The organism is Vibrio sp. J502, from assembly GCF_025397955.1.
GTDB classification, from domain to species: Bacteria; Pseudomonadota; Gammaproteobacteria; order Enterobacterales; family Vibrionaceae; genus Vibrio; species Vibrio anguillarum.
In genome coordinates this window covers 2,775,977-2,791,318 of sequence record NZ_CP104554.1, presented here as the reverse complement: position 1 = coordinate 2,791,318, position 15,342 = coordinate 2,775,977, and the positions used below count along the sequence as shown (strand labels likewise).

16 protein-coding genes and 1 riboswitch are annotated in these 15,342 nt (G+C 45.1%); of the genes, 11 read left to right on the top strand and 5 right to left on the bottom strand.

The window, feature by feature from the left end:
• The first annotated feature begins 3 nt into the window (after nucleotides 1-3).
• Nucleotides 4-102: riboswitch (TPP riboswitch) on the top strand.
• Nucleotides 103-211: 109 nt separating this feature from the next.
• Genes thiC through thiH form a run of 6 tightly spaced genes read left to right on the top strand, consistent with a single transcriptional unit; the run spans nucleotide 212 to nucleotide 6,316 of the window.
• Nucleotides 212-2,161: a phosphomethylpyrimidine synthase ThiC gene (gene thiC / locus N5E84_RS13020; protein ID WP_029388211.1), complete on the top strand. Its 1,950-nt coding sequence runs from the start codon at nucleotides 212-214 to the stop codon at nucleotides 2,159-2,161.
• Nucleotides 2,162-2,165: 4 nt separating this feature from the next.
• Nucleotides 2,166-3,461, top strand: a complete 1,296-nt coding sequence (gene thiE, locus N5E84_RS13015) for a thiamine phosphate synthase (protein WP_019282121.1) — start codon at nucleotides 2,166-2,168, stop codon at nucleotides 3,459-3,461.
• A complete protein-coding gene (locus N5E84_RS13010) occupies nucleotides 3,451-4,239 on the top strand; it encodes a HesA/MoeB/ThiF family protein (protein ID WP_019282122.1) in 789 nt (262 codons plus the stop codon). The genes thiE and N5E84_RS13010 overlap by 11 nt, the downstream gene beginning before the upstream one ends.
• Nucleotides 4,227-4,436, top strand: coding sequence for a sulfur carrier protein ThiS (gene thiS / locus N5E84_RS13005; RefSeq protein ID WP_017048427.1), 210 nt, complete (start codon nucleotides 4,227-4,229; stop codon nucleotides 4,434-4,436). Before N5E84_RS13010 ends, thiS begins: the two co-directional genes overlap by 13 nt.
• Complete coding sequence (locus tag N5E84_RS13000; protein ID WP_017048428.1) at nucleotides 4,437-5,201, top strand: thiazole synthase; 765 nt, start codon at nucleotides 4,437-4,439, stop codon at nucleotides 5,199-5,201.
• Between the two features lie 2 nt (nucleotides 5,202-5,203).
• The gene (thiH, locus tag N5E84_RS12995; RefSeq protein WP_019282123.1) at nucleotides 5,204-6,316 is read left to right on the top strand and encodes a 2-iminoacetate synthase ThiH; all 1,113 of its coding nucleotides are present in this window, start codon (nucleotides 5,204-5,206) and stop codon (nucleotides 6,314-6,316) included.
• A gap of 195 nt (nucleotides 6,317-6,511) precedes the next feature.
• On the opposite strand, the gene N5E84_RS12990 is transcribed toward thiH, so the two are convergent.
• Complete coding sequence (locus N5E84_RS12990; RefSeq protein ID WP_029388212.1) at nucleotides 6,512-8,302, bottom strand: aminopeptidase P family protein; 1,791 nt, start codon at nucleotides 8,300-8,302, stop codon at nucleotides 6,512-6,514.
• A gap of 152 nt (nucleotides 8,303-8,454) precedes the next feature.
• Nucleotides 8,455-9,396 carry a LysR family transcriptional regulator gene (locus N5E84_RS12985; protein WP_026027502.1) on the bottom strand — a complete coding sequence of 314 codons (942 nt, stop codon included), beginning with the start codon at nucleotides 9,394-9,396 and terminating at the stop codon, nucleotides 8,455-8,457.
• 116 nt (nucleotides 9,397-9,512) lie between these two features.
• Here N5E84_RS12985 and N5E84_RS12980 point away from each other — a divergent pair, with 116 nt between their 5' ends.
• Together N5E84_RS12980 and N5E84_RS12975 are read left to right on the top strand one after the other, a co-directional pair.
• Nucleotides 9,513-10,712, top strand: a complete 1,200-nt coding sequence (locus tag N5E84_RS12980) for a multidrug effflux MFS transporter (RefSeq protein ID WP_010319414.1) — start codon at nucleotides 9,513-9,515, stop codon at nucleotides 10,710-10,712.
• Between the two features lie 90 nt (nucleotides 10,713-10,802).
• On the top strand, nucleotides 10,803-11,084 hold the full coding sequence (locus N5E84_RS12975; protein WP_017044523.1) for a hypothetical protein: 282 nt from the start codon (nucleotides 10,803-10,805) through the stop codon (nucleotides 11,082-11,084).
• Between the two features lie 77 nt (nucleotides 11,085-11,161).
• Here N5E84_RS12975 and asnC read toward each other — a convergent pair whose 3' ends face one another.
• Nucleotides 11,162-11,626, bottom strand: a complete 465-nt coding sequence (gene asnC, locus N5E84_RS12970) for a transcriptional regulator AsnC (protein ID WP_010319577.1) — start codon at nucleotides 11,624-11,626, stop codon at nucleotides 11,162-11,164.
• Between the two features lie 155 nt (nucleotides 11,627-11,781).
• Here asnC and N5E84_RS12965 point away from each other — a divergent pair, with 155 nt between their 5' ends.
• Together N5E84_RS12965 and N5E84_RS12960 are read left to right on the top strand one after the other, a co-directional pair.
• Nucleotides 11,782-12,561: a class I SAM-dependent methyltransferase gene (locus tag N5E84_RS12965; protein WP_069212082.1), complete on the top strand. Its 780-nt coding sequence runs from the start codon at nucleotides 11,782-11,784 to the stop codon at nucleotides 12,559-12,561.
• A gap of 111 nt (nucleotides 12,562-12,672) precedes the next feature.
• The gene (locus tag N5E84_RS12960) at nucleotides 12,673-13,119 is read left to right on the top strand and encodes a hypothetical protein (RefSeq protein WP_069212081.1); all 447 of its coding nucleotides are present in this window, start codon (nucleotides 12,673-12,675) and stop codon (nucleotides 13,117-13,119) included.
• Between the two features lie 134 nt (nucleotides 13,120-13,253).
• Here the strand turns inward: N5E84_RS12960 and N5E84_RS12955 are convergent, their stop codons facing one another.
• Both N5E84_RS12955 and N5E84_RS12950 read right to left on the bottom strand, forming a co-directional pair.
• A complete protein-coding gene (locus N5E84_RS12955; protein WP_069212080.1) occupies nucleotides 13,254-14,129 on the bottom strand; it encodes a carboxylate/amino acid/amine transporter in 876 nt (291 codons plus the stop codon).
• A 56-nt stretch (nucleotides 14,130-14,185) separates the two neighbouring features.
• Entirely contained in the window at nucleotides 14,186-14,611 is a 426-nt protein-coding gene (locus tag N5E84_RS12950; RefSeq protein WP_010319581.1) for a universal stress protein, read from the bottom strand.
• A 154-nt stretch (nucleotides 14,612-14,765) separates the two neighbouring features.
• On the opposite strand from N5E84_RS12950, the gene ftnA reads away from it, so the two are divergent.
• A complete protein-coding gene (gene ftnA / locus N5E84_RS12945; protein ID WP_013855622.1) occupies nucleotides 14,766-15,293 on the top strand; it encodes a non-heme ferritin in 528 nt (175 codons plus the stop codon).
• Nucleotides 15,294-15,342: the final 49 nt, after the last annotated feature.

The following is a 15,342-nucleotide window of genomic DNA, read 5'->3' as shown; positions in this document are numbered from 1 at the left end:
TGATTCAACTTGTCGGAGTGCCATAAGGCTGAGACCGTATTTTCGGGATCCGTTGAACCTGATCAGGCTAATACCTGCGAAGGGAACAAGAGAATATAACCTGCTAGTGATCTATCTAGCGTTATGTCCTTAAGATCAAAATTCTATTTTGATCAACTCTTGTGCATTAATCCGTCAAGCATTTATCCCTAGTACAAAAAAGGAAGATGCTATGTCGAGTCGCAAACAAGCGAGACTGAAAGCCAAACAATTCATTGACACATTGTCTGTCGAACCCTACCCAAATTCCTCTAAAATCTATATTACTGGTTCACGTTCGGATATCCGCGTGCCAATGCGTGAGATTAAACTATCTGACAGCTTGGTCGGAGGCACAAAGTCCTCACAGATTTATCAACCGAATGAATCTATATGCGTTTATGACACTTCAGGTGTCTATACCGACCCATCTCATACTATCGACTTATATCAGGGTTTGCCTAAATTAAGGGATAAATGGATCGCTGATCGGGATGATACCGAGTGGCTTGATGAGGTCAGTTCTGCTTACACTAAAGAACGTTTATCTGATGATACATTGGACGAACTACGTTATGGGAACTTACCAGCTATACGCCGAGCAAAGAAAGGGAAGTGCGTTACTCAACTTCATTATGCGCGGCAAGGTGTTATCACACCCGAAATGGAATACATTGCCATTCGCGAAAATACGCGACGTGGAGAGTGTATGGATGCACAGCTGAGCCAGCAACATGCAGGGATTCATTTGGGGGCTAATCTACCAAAGCAAATAACTCCTGAGTTTGTGCGTCGTGAGGTTGCCGAAGGACGAGCCATTATCCCGTCGAATATTAACCATCCTGAATCAGAGCCGATGATCATTGGTCGTAATTTTCTCGTCAAAGTGAATGCGAATATCGGTAACTCATCTGTCTCTTCATCAATTGAAGAAGAGGTTGAAAAATTGGTATGGGCAACCCGCTGGGGTGGGGATACCGTGATGGATCTCTCTACTGGGCGCAATATTCACGAAACTCGAGAATGGATTTTGCGTAATAGCCCCGTACCGATTGGCACTGTGCCTATGTATCAAGCATTGGAAAAAGTAAATGGTATTGCGGAGGATTTATCATGGGAAGTAATGCGCGATACCTTACTTGAGCAAGCGGAGCAAGGTGTTGATTACTTTACAATTCATGCTGGTTTATTGCTTCGTTATGTGCCAATGACCGCGAAACGTGTTACTGGCATCGTTTCGCGTGGCGGCTCTATTATCGCTAAATGGTGTTTAGCCCATCATACCGAGAGTTTTCTTTACACTCATTTCCGTGAAATTTGTGAAATTTGCGCCAAGTATGACGTCGCCCTTTCCTTAGGGGATGGACTACGGCCAGGATCCATTGCCGATGCTAACGATGAAGCACAATTTGCAGAGCTGCGCACTTTAGGTGAATTGACCAAAATAGCGTGGGAATATGATGTACAGGTCATTATTGAAGGCCCTGGCCATATCCCCATGCATTTGATTAAAGAGAATATGGATGAACAATTAAAGCATTGCCATGAAGCGCCATTCTATACCTTGGGCCCATTAACTACCGATATTGCTCCGGGATATGATCACATCACTTCCGGCATTGGCGCTGCGATGATTGGCTGGTATGGTTGCGCGATGCTTTGCTATGTAACACCGAAAGAGCACCTTGGTTTACCAAACAAAGAAGATGTTAAAACGGGTTTAATTACTTATAAATTGGCAGCACATGCTGCAGACCTTGCGAAAGGGCACCCGGGAGCACAAGTGCGCGATAATGCGTTATCGAAAGCACGTTTTGAGTTTCGTTGGGAAGACCAATTTAATCTTGCATTAGACCCAGTTACGGCGCGTGCTTTTCACGATGAAACTCTTCCGCAAGAGTCTGGTAAAGTCGCGCATTTTTGCTCAATGTGCGGGCCGAAATTCTGCTCGATGAAAATCTCTCAAGAGGTTCGAGAGTATGCGCTAGATACCAAGCAAGTTGCTGCTGATGCGCTCATTTCCGTTACGCTGCTAGATGACCCGTTACAAGGCATGAGACAGAAATCGCAAGAGTTTAAAGCCTCAGGATCAGAGCTTTATCATCCTGCTGTTAGTCAACGGTCAGTCGTTAGCGAGGAGTAATTAGATGATTCAATTACTTATCCCCCGTGATGACATTGCGTTGACTGCTCAAGTACAACAGGTTTTGCTATTGGCCAAGCATCATGGTTTTGATATCGATGATATTTTTTTGGGTGCCAGCCCAACTTTATATTGTCAATTAGTAACGCCTTCATACTCATCTTTGATTGGCAGCGATTGCTTAGCCTCGTGCGAAGATGCGCTAAGTGTTTTAACTGATAAGCCCAATTTATTCTTGCAATACCAAGTCAATTTTTGCGCTCAAATGCCATTTGAGCACTCCCAGAAACGAGAAACTTGTTTGGTCAAGATAGGGCTTACAGCTGCTGACTCACACGACTATGTTGATGAGTGGTATCACGGAGAAGAGCTGCGTCGTATAAGATATTCTACGAATGCTCATGCTGCTGATGCAAAGAGTGAGCACTTTGCTTGGGTTCTATCATTGTTGTGTCTCGACTTTCCACTAGAGGATGCTTTAGTGGTTGCTCGCGCGGCAATGAGTGTTTCACGTGAAACATGGCCAACGGATAGCCGATATTTTCCTCAGCTACAACATTCAGTAGCTGGCATCTTTGCTGACGATAAACAAAATCATATCTATTTTCCAAAGATAGACAAAAATATTGGCCTTTACCCTGTTGTGGATAGCGCTGAGTGGGTCGAGCGGTTATTGAAGTTTGATGTAAAGACAATCCAACTGCGAATAAAAGATTCAACACATCCTGATCTCGAATCACAAATTATCGCCGCTATTGAGCTTGGACAAGCCTATCAAGCACAGGTTTTTATTAATGATCATTGGCAGCTTGCGATAAAGCATGGTGCTTTTGGCATTCATCTTGGACAAGAAGATCTCACCAATGCAGATTTAGCACAAATTGCTCAAGCTGGGATCTGTTTAGGCATTTCAACTCACGGCTATTATGAGATTCTGAACATCGCTTCACTAGATCCCAGCTATATCGCTTTGGGTCACATATTCCCAACCACCACCAAAATTATGCCCTCTAAGCCACAGGGGCTTGTTAGGTTGAAAATTTACCAGCTGCTAATTGAGAGTTTAAGTTGTGCCGCCAACTCAGATGAAGTTGTAAGTGCAAAAATACCCACAGTTGCAATTGGCGGAATTAACCTAGAGAACGCATTGCAAGTTTGGCAGTGCGATGTATCAGGCTTGGCCGTTGTACGTGCAGTAACAGAAGCAAAATCACCTCAGTTGGTCATTGATAGTTTCAATCGAATCATACAAAACCGATTACCAAGTAGTGCTGAGGAGGTATGTGATTATGCTTTCTGATGCGCAATTTATCCGTTATCAAAGACAACTTGCGCTCCCTGAAATAGGTGAGAATGGACAGCAATCTTTACTTGATAGCCGAGTGCTGGTTATTGGTTGTGGTGGTTTAGGGTCTGCGGCCGTTTTGTATTTGGCGAGTGCTGGTATTGGACAACTGGTAATAGTGGATGATGACCGAGTTGAAAGCAGCAACTTACCTCGGCAGGTGATCTACCGAGAGAGGCAAATTGGTCAAACCAAAGTCGATGCGATGGCAGAACAAATTAAAGCCATCAACGTTAATTGCAGAGTAAGAGCGATATCTAAACGCCTTATTGGTACTCAGCTCGAACTGGAAGTGCTGAATGCTGATGTCGTTCTTGACTGCACGGATAACATCCACAGCCGTCAGCAAATTAACCAGTTGTGCCGTAAACTAATTAAGCCATTGATTTCAGGTTCGGCTATTGGATGGAAGGGGCAAGTCATTGCTTTTGATCAACTGCCGTTGTCACCTTGTTATCACTGTTTAGTGCCTGATAGCGAACTGCCTGCCGCGCAGCGTTGTAATGAATTCGGTATTCTGGGGCCTGTCGTCGGAATCATCGGAACCCTGCAAGCTTTGCAAGCCATCATGATATTGACTCGACAGACGATGCGTAATGCTAACCAACTGACACTGTTTGATGCTCATTTGTTTCAATTCCAAACCTTAAATGTTGTTAAAGATCCTCAGTGTAAGGTGTGTGGGTACCCACAGACTGATCAGATGAAGGGAGAAGCCACATGTCAGATATAACGATCAAGATTAATCAGCAGTTTCATCAAGTTTCAGCGGGAACCAGTATTGCGGATCTCACCAAACTGCTTTCTATCGCTATTACCGGTTGTGTGTTTGCCCTGAATCAGAGCGTGGTGCCACGTAGTGCGTGGTCAACGACCCTATTAAGTGAAGGCGATCAAATATCGCTGTTTCAAGCCATTGCAGGAGGCTAAATGTTAACGATAGCGAATAAACAGTTTGAATCTCGCCTGTTCACTGGTACGGGGAAATTTGCCAACCGAGAGTTAATGACAAAAGCTATTGCCATATCTGGTTCACAAATGGCGACGATGGCATTAAAGCGAGTCGATCTTAACCAATTAAATGATGATATTTTAGCGCCACTTATCGAGTCAGGCGTCAATCTCTTACCCAATACATCGGGTGCGAAAAATGCGAATGATGCGATTTTTGCTGCCCATTTAGCGCGTGAAGCGTTATCGACATCTTGGCTGAAGCTAGAAATTCATCCCGATCCTAAGTATCTGATGCCTGACCCTATCGAAACGTTAAAGGCAGCGGAACAATTAGTGAAAGATGGATTTATCGTATTACCTTATTGCCATGCTGACCCCGTGTTGTGTAAGCGTTTAGAGGAAGTGGGGTGCGCGGCCGTAATGCCATTAGGTGCGCCAATTGGATCGAATAAGGGGCTGGTCTCACGAGATTTTTTAGAAATCATCATCAGCCAAGCTCGTGTCCCCGTGATTATTGATGCCGGTATTGGCGCGCCTTCGCATGCGGCTTTTGCGATGGAATTGGGCGCGGATGCTGTCTTAGTTAACACCGCAATTGCGGCCGCGCGCGATCCGATACAAATGGCGTTGGCATTTAAGTTGGCGGTAGAGTCGGGTCGAATGGCTTATGAGGCTGGGCTTGCAACTCAGGTTCATCATGCTATCGCATCCAGCCCTCTAACTGCATTTTTGGATCAATAGCGATGAGCTTTTTAGAACGTTTCAAACAACTCGATTGGGACGATATTGCGTTATCAATCCGTTCCAAAACAGCGTCAGATGTCGAGCGAGCATTGCATAAAGAGAAGCGCGATTTGGAGGATTTCAAGGCATTAATCTCTCCTGCTGCTGATCCTTATATCGAGCAGTTAGCGCAACTTTCTTACTCACTGACGAGGCAACGCTTTGGCAATACTCTTTCTTTTTATATCCCGCTTTATCTTTCAAATTTGTGTGCCAATGCGTGCACTTATTGTGGATTTTCGATGGAGAATCGCATCAAGCGGCGTACATTAAGTTTGCATGAAGTTGAACGTGAATTGGCAGTTATCAAGCAGATGCAGTTTGATAATGTGTTGTTGGTAACCGGTGAGCATGAAACCAAAGTAGGCATGAACTATTTCCGGCAGATACTGCCGTTGATAAAGCGTCAAGTCAGCTATGTTGCTATGGAGGTTCAACCGCTTCAGCAAGCGCACTATGCGGAGCTAAAGAGCTTAGGTTTAGATGCGGTAATGGTATATCAAGAGACTTATCATCCATCGACGTACGCTTTACATCATCTGCGAGGCAACAAAATGGATTTTAACTTTCGCCTTGAAACACCGGACCGACTTGCCCGGGCGGGGATTGATAAGATTGGTCTTGGCGCTTTGATTGGCTTGGAAGATTGGCGGGCCGATTGTTTTTACGTGGCCGCTCACCTGGATTATCTTGAAAAGAGATATTGGAAGACGCGCTATTCGATTTCGTTTCCTCGCTTGCGACCTTGTGAAGGTGGCCTGCAACCTAAATCGGTTATGTCTGACAAGCAACTGGTTCAGCTCATCTGTGCATTTCGCTTGCTAAATTCAGAAGTGGAACTCTCGCTTTCTACCCGCGAATCGGCGCACTTTAGGGATAAGCTCATTCCACTGGGGATCACCAGCATATCGGCGGGATCAAAAACACAGCCTGGAGGTTATGCAATGCAAGAGGCCGAGCTTGAGCAATTTGTGATTAGCGATGAACGTACAGCCGCACAAGTTGCCGCCGCTGTTAAAGGGCAAGGCTTTGAAGTTGTGTGGCGAGATTGGCATGCTGCCTATTCTGGATGAGGTCATGGCTTGCACGTTTCACGTGAAACATATGGATGCATTCATTAAAGTATGGTGATTTGGCTAATTAAGGTGAGTTCGAGTTAAGAGAATCATAAGTTAAAGTAAAGGCGACCCGAAGTCGCCTTTCATCTTTCTAGGTTAAGTTACTACACAGAGACTGCTTACAGCACATTTGTTTTATCATGTTGAAGTTTAATCATGCTCAATAGTTAGCGTCGCTTGGCGCAACCACGCTTTGTTATCACCCTCAACGAGTGGACCAACTTGATCCCATACTTTTTGATGATAGTCATTTAGCCATGTGAGCTCTGGTCGAGTTAACATATTGATGTTGATCGCGCGCTTATCAATCGGGCAACGCGTGAGAGACTCAAACCCCAACACAGAGAAATCACCTTGTGTTTCAACTTCGACCACCAGTTCTAAGTTTTCTATACGAATGCCAAACGCATCGGCACGGTAATAACCGGGCTCGTTCGACAGTACCATACCCGGAAGCAGTGCGACGTTGTTGAAAACTTTGCTGATGCGTTGTGGCCCTTCATGGACACTCAAAAAGTGGCCGACTCCATGACCAGTGCCATGATCATAATCGAAGCCATTAGCCCATAGGTGCTGACGGGCAAGTACATCAAGCTGATGACCACAAGTGCCTTTTGGAAAGCGTGCTCTGGCTAGCGCAATATGACCTTTAAGCACTAAAGTGAACTGTTTTTTCATCTCTTCACTGGGGTTACCAATGGCAATGGTACGCGTAATATCAGTCGTACCATCACAATATTGACCGCCAGAATCGACAAGATAAAGTGAGTCTTGAGCTAATTGTCCTGGTTTTACTTGGTTGATGTGGTTGTAATGGCACATAGCTGCATTACTGCCTGCCGCTGAAATAGTATCAAAACTAAGATCGGCTAGAGTTGGATCTTCCTCTCTAAATGCTTGTAAGCGGTCAGATAAATAGCCTTCGTCGTGCAGTCTTTGGCTAGCCACTTCATTATCCAACCAAGCAAGAAATTTCGTCATCGCCACACCATCACGCACGTGGCACGCTTTCATTCCAGAGACTTCGGTTGCATTTTTTGCCGCTTTTAGCAGTAAGCACGGATCGGCGTCATTAATGATTTCAGCAGCGGAATTTTGTAAAGTCAGCGTAAACCATGCATTACTGGTAGCAGGATCGATCATCACCTTTTTACCTGCGAGTAAGTTAAGCTGCTTTTCTAATTGATCTGGATGGTGAACGCGAACGCCGCCACCGACATGCTTGTCAAATTCCGCAGGAAGACGAGCAGGGTCAAGGAAGAAATCGACGCTGGAGTCAGCATAAATAATGGCATGGGAAAGTAATACTGGTAATCGGGAAACATCAAGGCCACGGATATTTAGCAGCCAGCAGATGGAATCAAGTTCTGTCAGTACCGCCGCATCAATCTTTTTCTTACTCAGCTGATGAGCTATTTGCTCACGCTTATCATGGCTACTGATACCGACGAGTTCATTACCCATCAAGCGCACTGCTGAAATTGCAGCGCTAGGACGGTCCTTCCATAATTCATCGATTGGGTTACTGCCGACGGCAATAAGCTGTAACTCATCAGACAATTTTGCCTGTGCTGCTTTAAGCCAGCTTGCTCGATGCATGCGCGGATCAAATCCCACTTTACTACCTGAGACCAATGCGCTTTGGAGCCAATCGAGAACGGGCTCTTCAATCAAGTGACGGTACTCAAAGGTTGCCTCTGGCACTTGTTTACGAACTTGCACTGTATAGCGGCCATCCACAAAAATAGCCGCGTTATCGTGGGTGATTACTGCCGCGCCTGCCGAGCCAGTAAAACCAGTTAACCAATGCAGGCGTTCGTTGTGTTGCGGTACATATTCCCCGAGATATTCATCTTCGTGTGGAATGATGATGGCATCAAGCCCTTGCTGTGTGAGCCAGCCACGTAAGGCTGATACGCGTTGTGCGATTGAATCATGCATCTGTGTTATATCCTTTCTCATAACCGTCCGTTGTAGGGAACTGTGCAAATCCATAGCGAACCCTGACTTTACTATTGTGTCTATGGGGTTGTGGCGATGGGGACGAGCTTCAATAAGCTACTCTTTTTATCGAACTGGCGCAAACCGCAGCTTCATCTGAGATGCAGTGTTTTGGTTTGGATCATCTGCCTTAACCAGCTCAATGCGGGGTCACTTTCTCTGTCTCTGTGCCAAAATAACGTATAAGCCATAGGTGGAAATTCCATCGGTAATGGCAACACGACGAGATCCATCTGCTTGGCTACTAGGTGGGTGAAGTGGCTCGGCGCGGTAAAGATAAAATCAGTATAAGTACAAAGGCTGGCGGCACTATTAAAATCCGGTACTGTAATTGCGATGTCCCTTTCTCGGCCGATATCCGCCAAGCGATAGTCGAGTAGCCAGCGATCGTTACCATCGCAGCGCACTTGTACATGACGTAGCGATAAATAGCGCTCTAACGTCCAATTGTCTCGTAATGCTGGGTGGTCTTTACGTACCACGCACATTTGGCTATCTCGATAGATCTCTTGCTCACAGATATCACTGGGTGGCAGCATTGTTAATTTGGCATCATTGATATCAATGTCCTTGCCGGTAATGCCTAAATCCAACTCACCAAGCTGCAATTTCTTAAAGGTTTGATCGTTCCATGAGTGAGTGTTGATGTTGAGGTTTGGGCCTTGGCTGAAAATAGCGGGCAAAAAATGGGGGAGAATCAATGGGTAGACGCTTTCTACGGCCGCAATATGAAAACGGTATTCACTGCTTTGTGGTGAAAATTGTTGTGGTTGAGTGAGTAGCTCGAGCTGATTGATGAGAGTGTCGAGTTTGGGTTTGAGATAGAGCGCTTGCGGCGTTGCCTTTAAGCCATGTGAATTACGAATAAACAACGGGTCATTAAACTGCTGACGAAGCTTGGCAAGCGATTTACTGACGGCAGATTGACTCAAACAGAGGCGATGGGCGGCGCGCGTTACGTTCAGTTCTTCTAGCAGTACGGACAGACAAACAAGCAAATTAAGATCGATTCTGGCTAATTTTTCTATATTCATCTGTATTTCCATTTGGGAATAATTGTGATGAGTATAAGCCATTTCTATTCATATCATCATTGCTCTATTATAGCTCAGTTGTAAAAGTGTGTTCTTTCTCATTATTGGAGTGTTTCGTGAAGCAAATAACCTCTGACGCGCATAGTAAGCGTCAATTGGCATTACTGATTTTGTTGGTTCTGTTTAGCCCGTTAGCGATTGATATTTATCTACCAGCTTTACCGCAAATTTCTCAAACGTTTCACGTGGAACACGCTTATGCACAAGATACGATTACTTGGTTTCTGTTTGCTATGGGAGTCGGTCAACTCTTCGCTGGCCCGCTAGCGGACAAACTCGGTCGTCGAACTGTTGCATTGGGAGGGATCAGTATTTATGCATTGAGTGCTTGCTTGGCGTGGGCCGCTCAAAGTATTGAATGGATGCTGATGGCTCGGCTACTACAAGGCTTCGGTGCGTGCGCGACATCGGTAGCGGCTTTTGCAACAGTTCGCGATATTTTTGGCCCACAACGTAGCGGCAAAATGATCAGCTACTTAAATGGTGCAATCTGTTTTATTCCTGCATTAGCGCCAATCCTTGGTAGTTGGTTAACTCAGCAATTTGGCTGGCGCAGTAACTTCAGCTTTATGGCTGGTTTTGCCGTGGTCGCGGGTTTAATGATGGTGATTGGTATGAAAGAAACCAACCCGCAAGCCACCGAACAGCAAGCGTTCTTTAAGTTATCGCGTTACTGGTCCGTATTGAAAACACCATCTTTTCTCTTCCATGCTTCATTATGTATGTTAGCGATGGCGGTTATTTTAGCCTATGTCACTTCTGCCCCAGTGGTATTAATGGAAGGTTATGGATTGACCATGAATGAATTTACTTTCTGGTTTGGACTCAATGCCATCATTAATATCGTTGCTTGCCTGAGTGCGCCGAAATTTATGGATAGGTTTGGTACCCATATGGCGCTGGTGGTTGGAATTGGCACGTTATTGGTTGCGGGGACTACCATGGTCGCGCTGGCACAACAGAAAACGGCGATTGCCTTTATGCTGCCCATTTTTATGTCATCAATCGGTTTTGCTTGGATTCTGGGAGCGGCCGCAGGAAAAGCACTGGCGCCATTTGGTGACCGTGCGGGAACCGCCGCAGCACTGCTTGGTTTGTTTCAGATGAGTGGTGCTGGCCTGTTAGTTGGCACCATGCAGCGTGTTGGGTTAGAGCCTCAGATATTAATTGCACTGCAAATGTGGCTGATTGCGCCAGCGTTGTTTATCCTGTTTTCTAAAGCAGGGCGTTATTGGCATCAATTAGTGGTGAATTAATAAATTGTCACCTGCTGTTTTATATTCTTTTTAACGGGTGTATATTTAGCCACTTAATTATTTCAATTGCACTTTGGAAACGAAACAACAATGTCAATGACAACCTATGAAATGGCTCGAATTTGGGAACAACTCGACGAGTCTCCAGAAAAGGTCATGTTCGGAAAATTGCTGAATGAATTAGGCAACCAAAGTAGTGAGCGTATTCGCAGTGCCGCCAAACAAGTACCATTACCAGTTCTGCGTGATTTAGTCTTTCAGTTTCAACAAGTGATTGAAGCGCGTAAAGGCGAGCAAGTCGAAATCATGGCGAAGGAATTGGCAAAGCAGGGTATTTCGGCTGAAGAGCTTTTAACTTATCTGAACAAATAATTTATTATCAGTACCGATGCCATAGCCCGGAATTTAGTTTCGGGCTTTTTATTGCGTGGTGTTTGCAGCTTCGGTGATTAAGGATTCACATTTCGGTTAATCGGGTTCTGCAAGGAAATAAGCGTCTCTGTGGATTGCACTTCATCAATTGCCTGTAATTTGTCGATCAGCACAAATTGTAATTCCTCAATCGAGCGGCACATTAACTTCACAAAAATATTATAGGCTCCTGTGGTGTAATAGGCTTCCACCACTTCATCCAGCGCATTGAGTTTGGCGAGCGCCGAATGGTAGTCTCGCGCGGCATTGAGATTGATACCGATAAAACAACACACGTCATAACCCAATTTTTTAGTATTGACGATCACTTCCGTACCCTGAATGATATCGGCCGATTTCATCTTTTCAATGCGAACATGGATAGTGGCAGGACTAACGTTGAACTGCTTGGCCATTTCTGCGTAGGGCGTGCGTGCATCGTCCATTAAAATTTTTAAAATGGCGCGGTCGAGTTCGTCCAGTTTAGCGGTAGTGGCTTGCATCACAGCATCCTTATCATTGAAATGGTTCGCTCAGTTTATCACTGGTCGTTGTTTCTCGTAAGCCGCCGTTTAAGAAAAGCGATAAGCTTTAGTCACGTCAGTGAAAATTGGGTAAACTCAAGCCTCCTCATTATTTCCTTTGTTTCGGAGTTAACTTGCAGCTACAACTGATTTGCGAAGTTCCTGCTCAGCAAGCACATTTGGATACATTAGCCGCGCGTTGGGGATTAAAACCATGCGCTGAGAGCCCATTTGCCTTGGTATTAACTCAGTATCGTCTTGAGTTGCGTAAACTGGATGAGCCTAAACTCGGCGCTATTTATGTCGATTTAGTCACGGGGGCGGTTGCTCACCGACGTAAATTTGGTGGCGGTAAAGGTCAGTCGATAGCTAAAGCTGCTGGACTAAACAAAGGAGCGACACCGACCGTGTTAGATGCAACGGCAGGGTTAGGTCGTGATGCTTTTGTGTTGGCCTCGCTCGGCTGTAAAGTTCAAATGGTCGAGCGGCATCCCGTTGTGGCCGCGCTGCTTGATGATGGTTTAGAGCGTGCCAAGCAAGATGCAGAGATTGGCGGCTGGGTAAGCGAGCGAATGTCGTTACTTCACGCTTCGAGTCATGATGCGCTCGAAAAACTGGCGCAAGATGAAGATTTTGTAAAGCCAGATGTGGTGTATCTTGACCCCATGTACCCGCACCCGGAAAGTAAAAAACAAACGGCTTTGGTAAAAAAGGAGATGCGCGTCTTTCAATCGCTGGTGGGCGCTGACTTAGATGCTGATGCATTATTAAACCCAGCCTTGAGTTTGGCGACCAAACGCGTGGTGGTGAAGCGCCCTGACTATGCCGATTGGTTAGACAAACAAAAGCCGAGTATGGCAATTGAAACCAAGAAAAATCGTTTTGATGTGTATGTGAAAGCGGCGATGGTCTAACGCATTCAATACGTTAGCTTTGGCGAGAAAATCTCGTGGCCCATAGATGTAATTTAGTGCTTGCTTAATCGTGTTTGGAATTGTATATCTAACTAATAATTATTCCTATTCGTGATCGAGGCGTACATGAATAAGCGTTTATGCAAATTGAACCGACACGATATTACTAGCCAGCTTGGGGATATCCATCAGATTGTGGCTGCGCCAAAATTTCTTTGTCGCTCATGTGCTCGTTCATCATCGGATAAAAACACGCTGTGTAAGCCTGCTGCTATTCCGAGTGCATCGACAAATCTTGTTTCGGAAGGGAAGAAACAACTGCGCTCTGGTACGTCAAATGGCATGACGGACAAAGGTAAAAAGGCCGCCAAGCGATCGGAAAAACAGAACAAGAAAGCGTTAAAAAAACAAAAAAAAGTACTGAAGAAGTTAGAAAAAGTGCTGAAACAGCAGCAAAAACTGTTAAAGAAACACCCTGTATTACAAGTAAAGTTTGCCGATGTGAATCAACGAATTTCTTCGGTTAGTGAACGTTCACTACAACGGCAGATTCACTAAAAACAGATAGTTTACTAAAAATAGATGGTTTACTGAAAACAGATGGTGAGTTAAACCGAGCCACGATAGCCCCTTTTTCAACAACAAAGCCCGCGATGATTGCGGGCTTTGTTATTTTTAACGCTCAACCTTATTCAGTGAGTACGGCTGGCAGGGACTTTGCGCTTTACCCAAGTTTCATTGACCCACAGTGAGAACAAAATGATCACGCCGCCAATTGCAAGGCGCATTAAATCTACGTCGCGATTCCAAATCAGAATATTCACCACTAATCCGGCGGGAACCAGCGCATTATTCATAATCGCTAATGCGCCTGCGTTGACTAAACAGGCTCCTTTGTTCCACACGAAGTAACCAAGCCCAGAAGCAATTACCCCTAAGTAGATCAAAATACCCCATTGCAAAGAGGTAGTGGGCAGTTTTTCACTATTACCAAACAGTAAAAATGCCACGCTTGCTACCACCAATGCACCTAAGTAGAAATAACCGAATACGCTGTGTTGCGCTAAAGTGATGGTCTCTTTTTCCATGACGTATTTATAAGCCACTTGGCCGATAGCAAAACAGAGGTTAGCCCCTTGCACCACCAAAAAACCCAGCAAAAAGTGCTCGTTTATTGCTGCAAATTTAATAAAAACGGCACCGATTACGGCAATGGCCGCCGTCACTAAGTACCACGGAGAAAAGCGGCCTTTCAGTAGATCGTAGATCAGCGTGACGTAGATTGGTGTAAACACCGTAAACAGCAAAACTTCAGGAACCGATAGCAGTAAAAATGATTGATAGTAGAAACAGTACATCAGGCCCAGTTGGATTCCACCAATGGTCATCAACTTAGCGATCAACGGAGCGGGAACGGTTTTAAACCTGATCAAAGGTAGAAATACTAAGCTCGCTAATGCAACGCGCATCCAAACCGCGAACCAAGAATCAACTTGACCGGCGAGATAAACGCCGATCAAGCTAAATGAAAATGCCCAAAGTAGGGTGACTGCAGAGAGATAGGCCATAACAAACAACGCTGAACAGTAAATAACCTGCAGTCTAACCGAGTTTTGGCTTGTCGTCAGTCGTGAAGTGGTATTACAAGCATATCGACTGGCGAACAGTTAATCAGTTGCCGAGTGGATGAGAGTAACTTGCTCCAAAAATCTTGATGATGACCGCAGACCACCAAATCAACACTGAATTCAGCGATGGTTTCGCATAGCTCATTACTGAGGTCGCCGCTGCCTACTAGTGTATGGCGGATAGGGTATTGCGCGTGTTCCGCTAAGGCTTGCAGCTGCTTTTGTGACGCTTCCATCGCGTGATGTTGAGTTTCTGCTAAATTGATATCAATGAGTCCGGTATACAGCTCGGCATAGTTGACATCAATGTGAATGAAAGAAACGTCAGCATCGAGTGGTTTTGCCAGTGCAACAGCTTTGTCGACTAAGAGTTTACTGTCTTCTGAAAGATCAATGGCAACCAAAATATGTTGATAACTCATTGTATTATCTCCTGATGGGGTACTGATTAAAGATTAGCACTGAGGCCGAGAGTTTTTTGTCGTCGTGATCTCATATCCGCATACCTGACTCAAAGTGTTATGGTGAGGTTCATGGTATAGTCAATTCAAATCGTTACATAAACTAGGAGTCGACATGTTGTCACAAGCTATGGTTGAAAAACTGAATGAACAAATTAATCTGGAATTTTTTTCATCCAATCTATACTTACAAATGAGTGCTTGGTGTGAAGATAAAGGATTTGAAGGTGCTGCCGAGTTTTTACGCGCTCATGCCGTAGAAGAAATGCAGCACATGCAGCGTTTATTCACCTACGTGAGTGAAACGGGTGCACTGCCTATCCTTGGTGCGATCGCAGCGCCAAAACATAAGTTTACGAGCCTTGGTGAAGTGTTTCGCGAAACTTATCAACATGAGCAGATGATTACTCAGCAGATTAATAAACTCGCTCATGCGGCGTTCACATCTCAAGACTACTCAACGTTTAACTTCCTTCAGTGGTACGTTGCGGAGCAACATGAAGAAGAGAAGTTGTTTAAAGGGATTTTAGATAAGCTAGAGCTTGTGGGTGATGATGGTAAGGCGCTGTTCTTCATCGACAAAGACCTAGCCGCAATGGCAAAAGCTGGCTCATCTTCTGTAATGGATACCCAAGCTGTGTAATCGCAGCAGAAAGAGTATGAAGCGATCGTCTTTTTCTTTGGGTTCTATG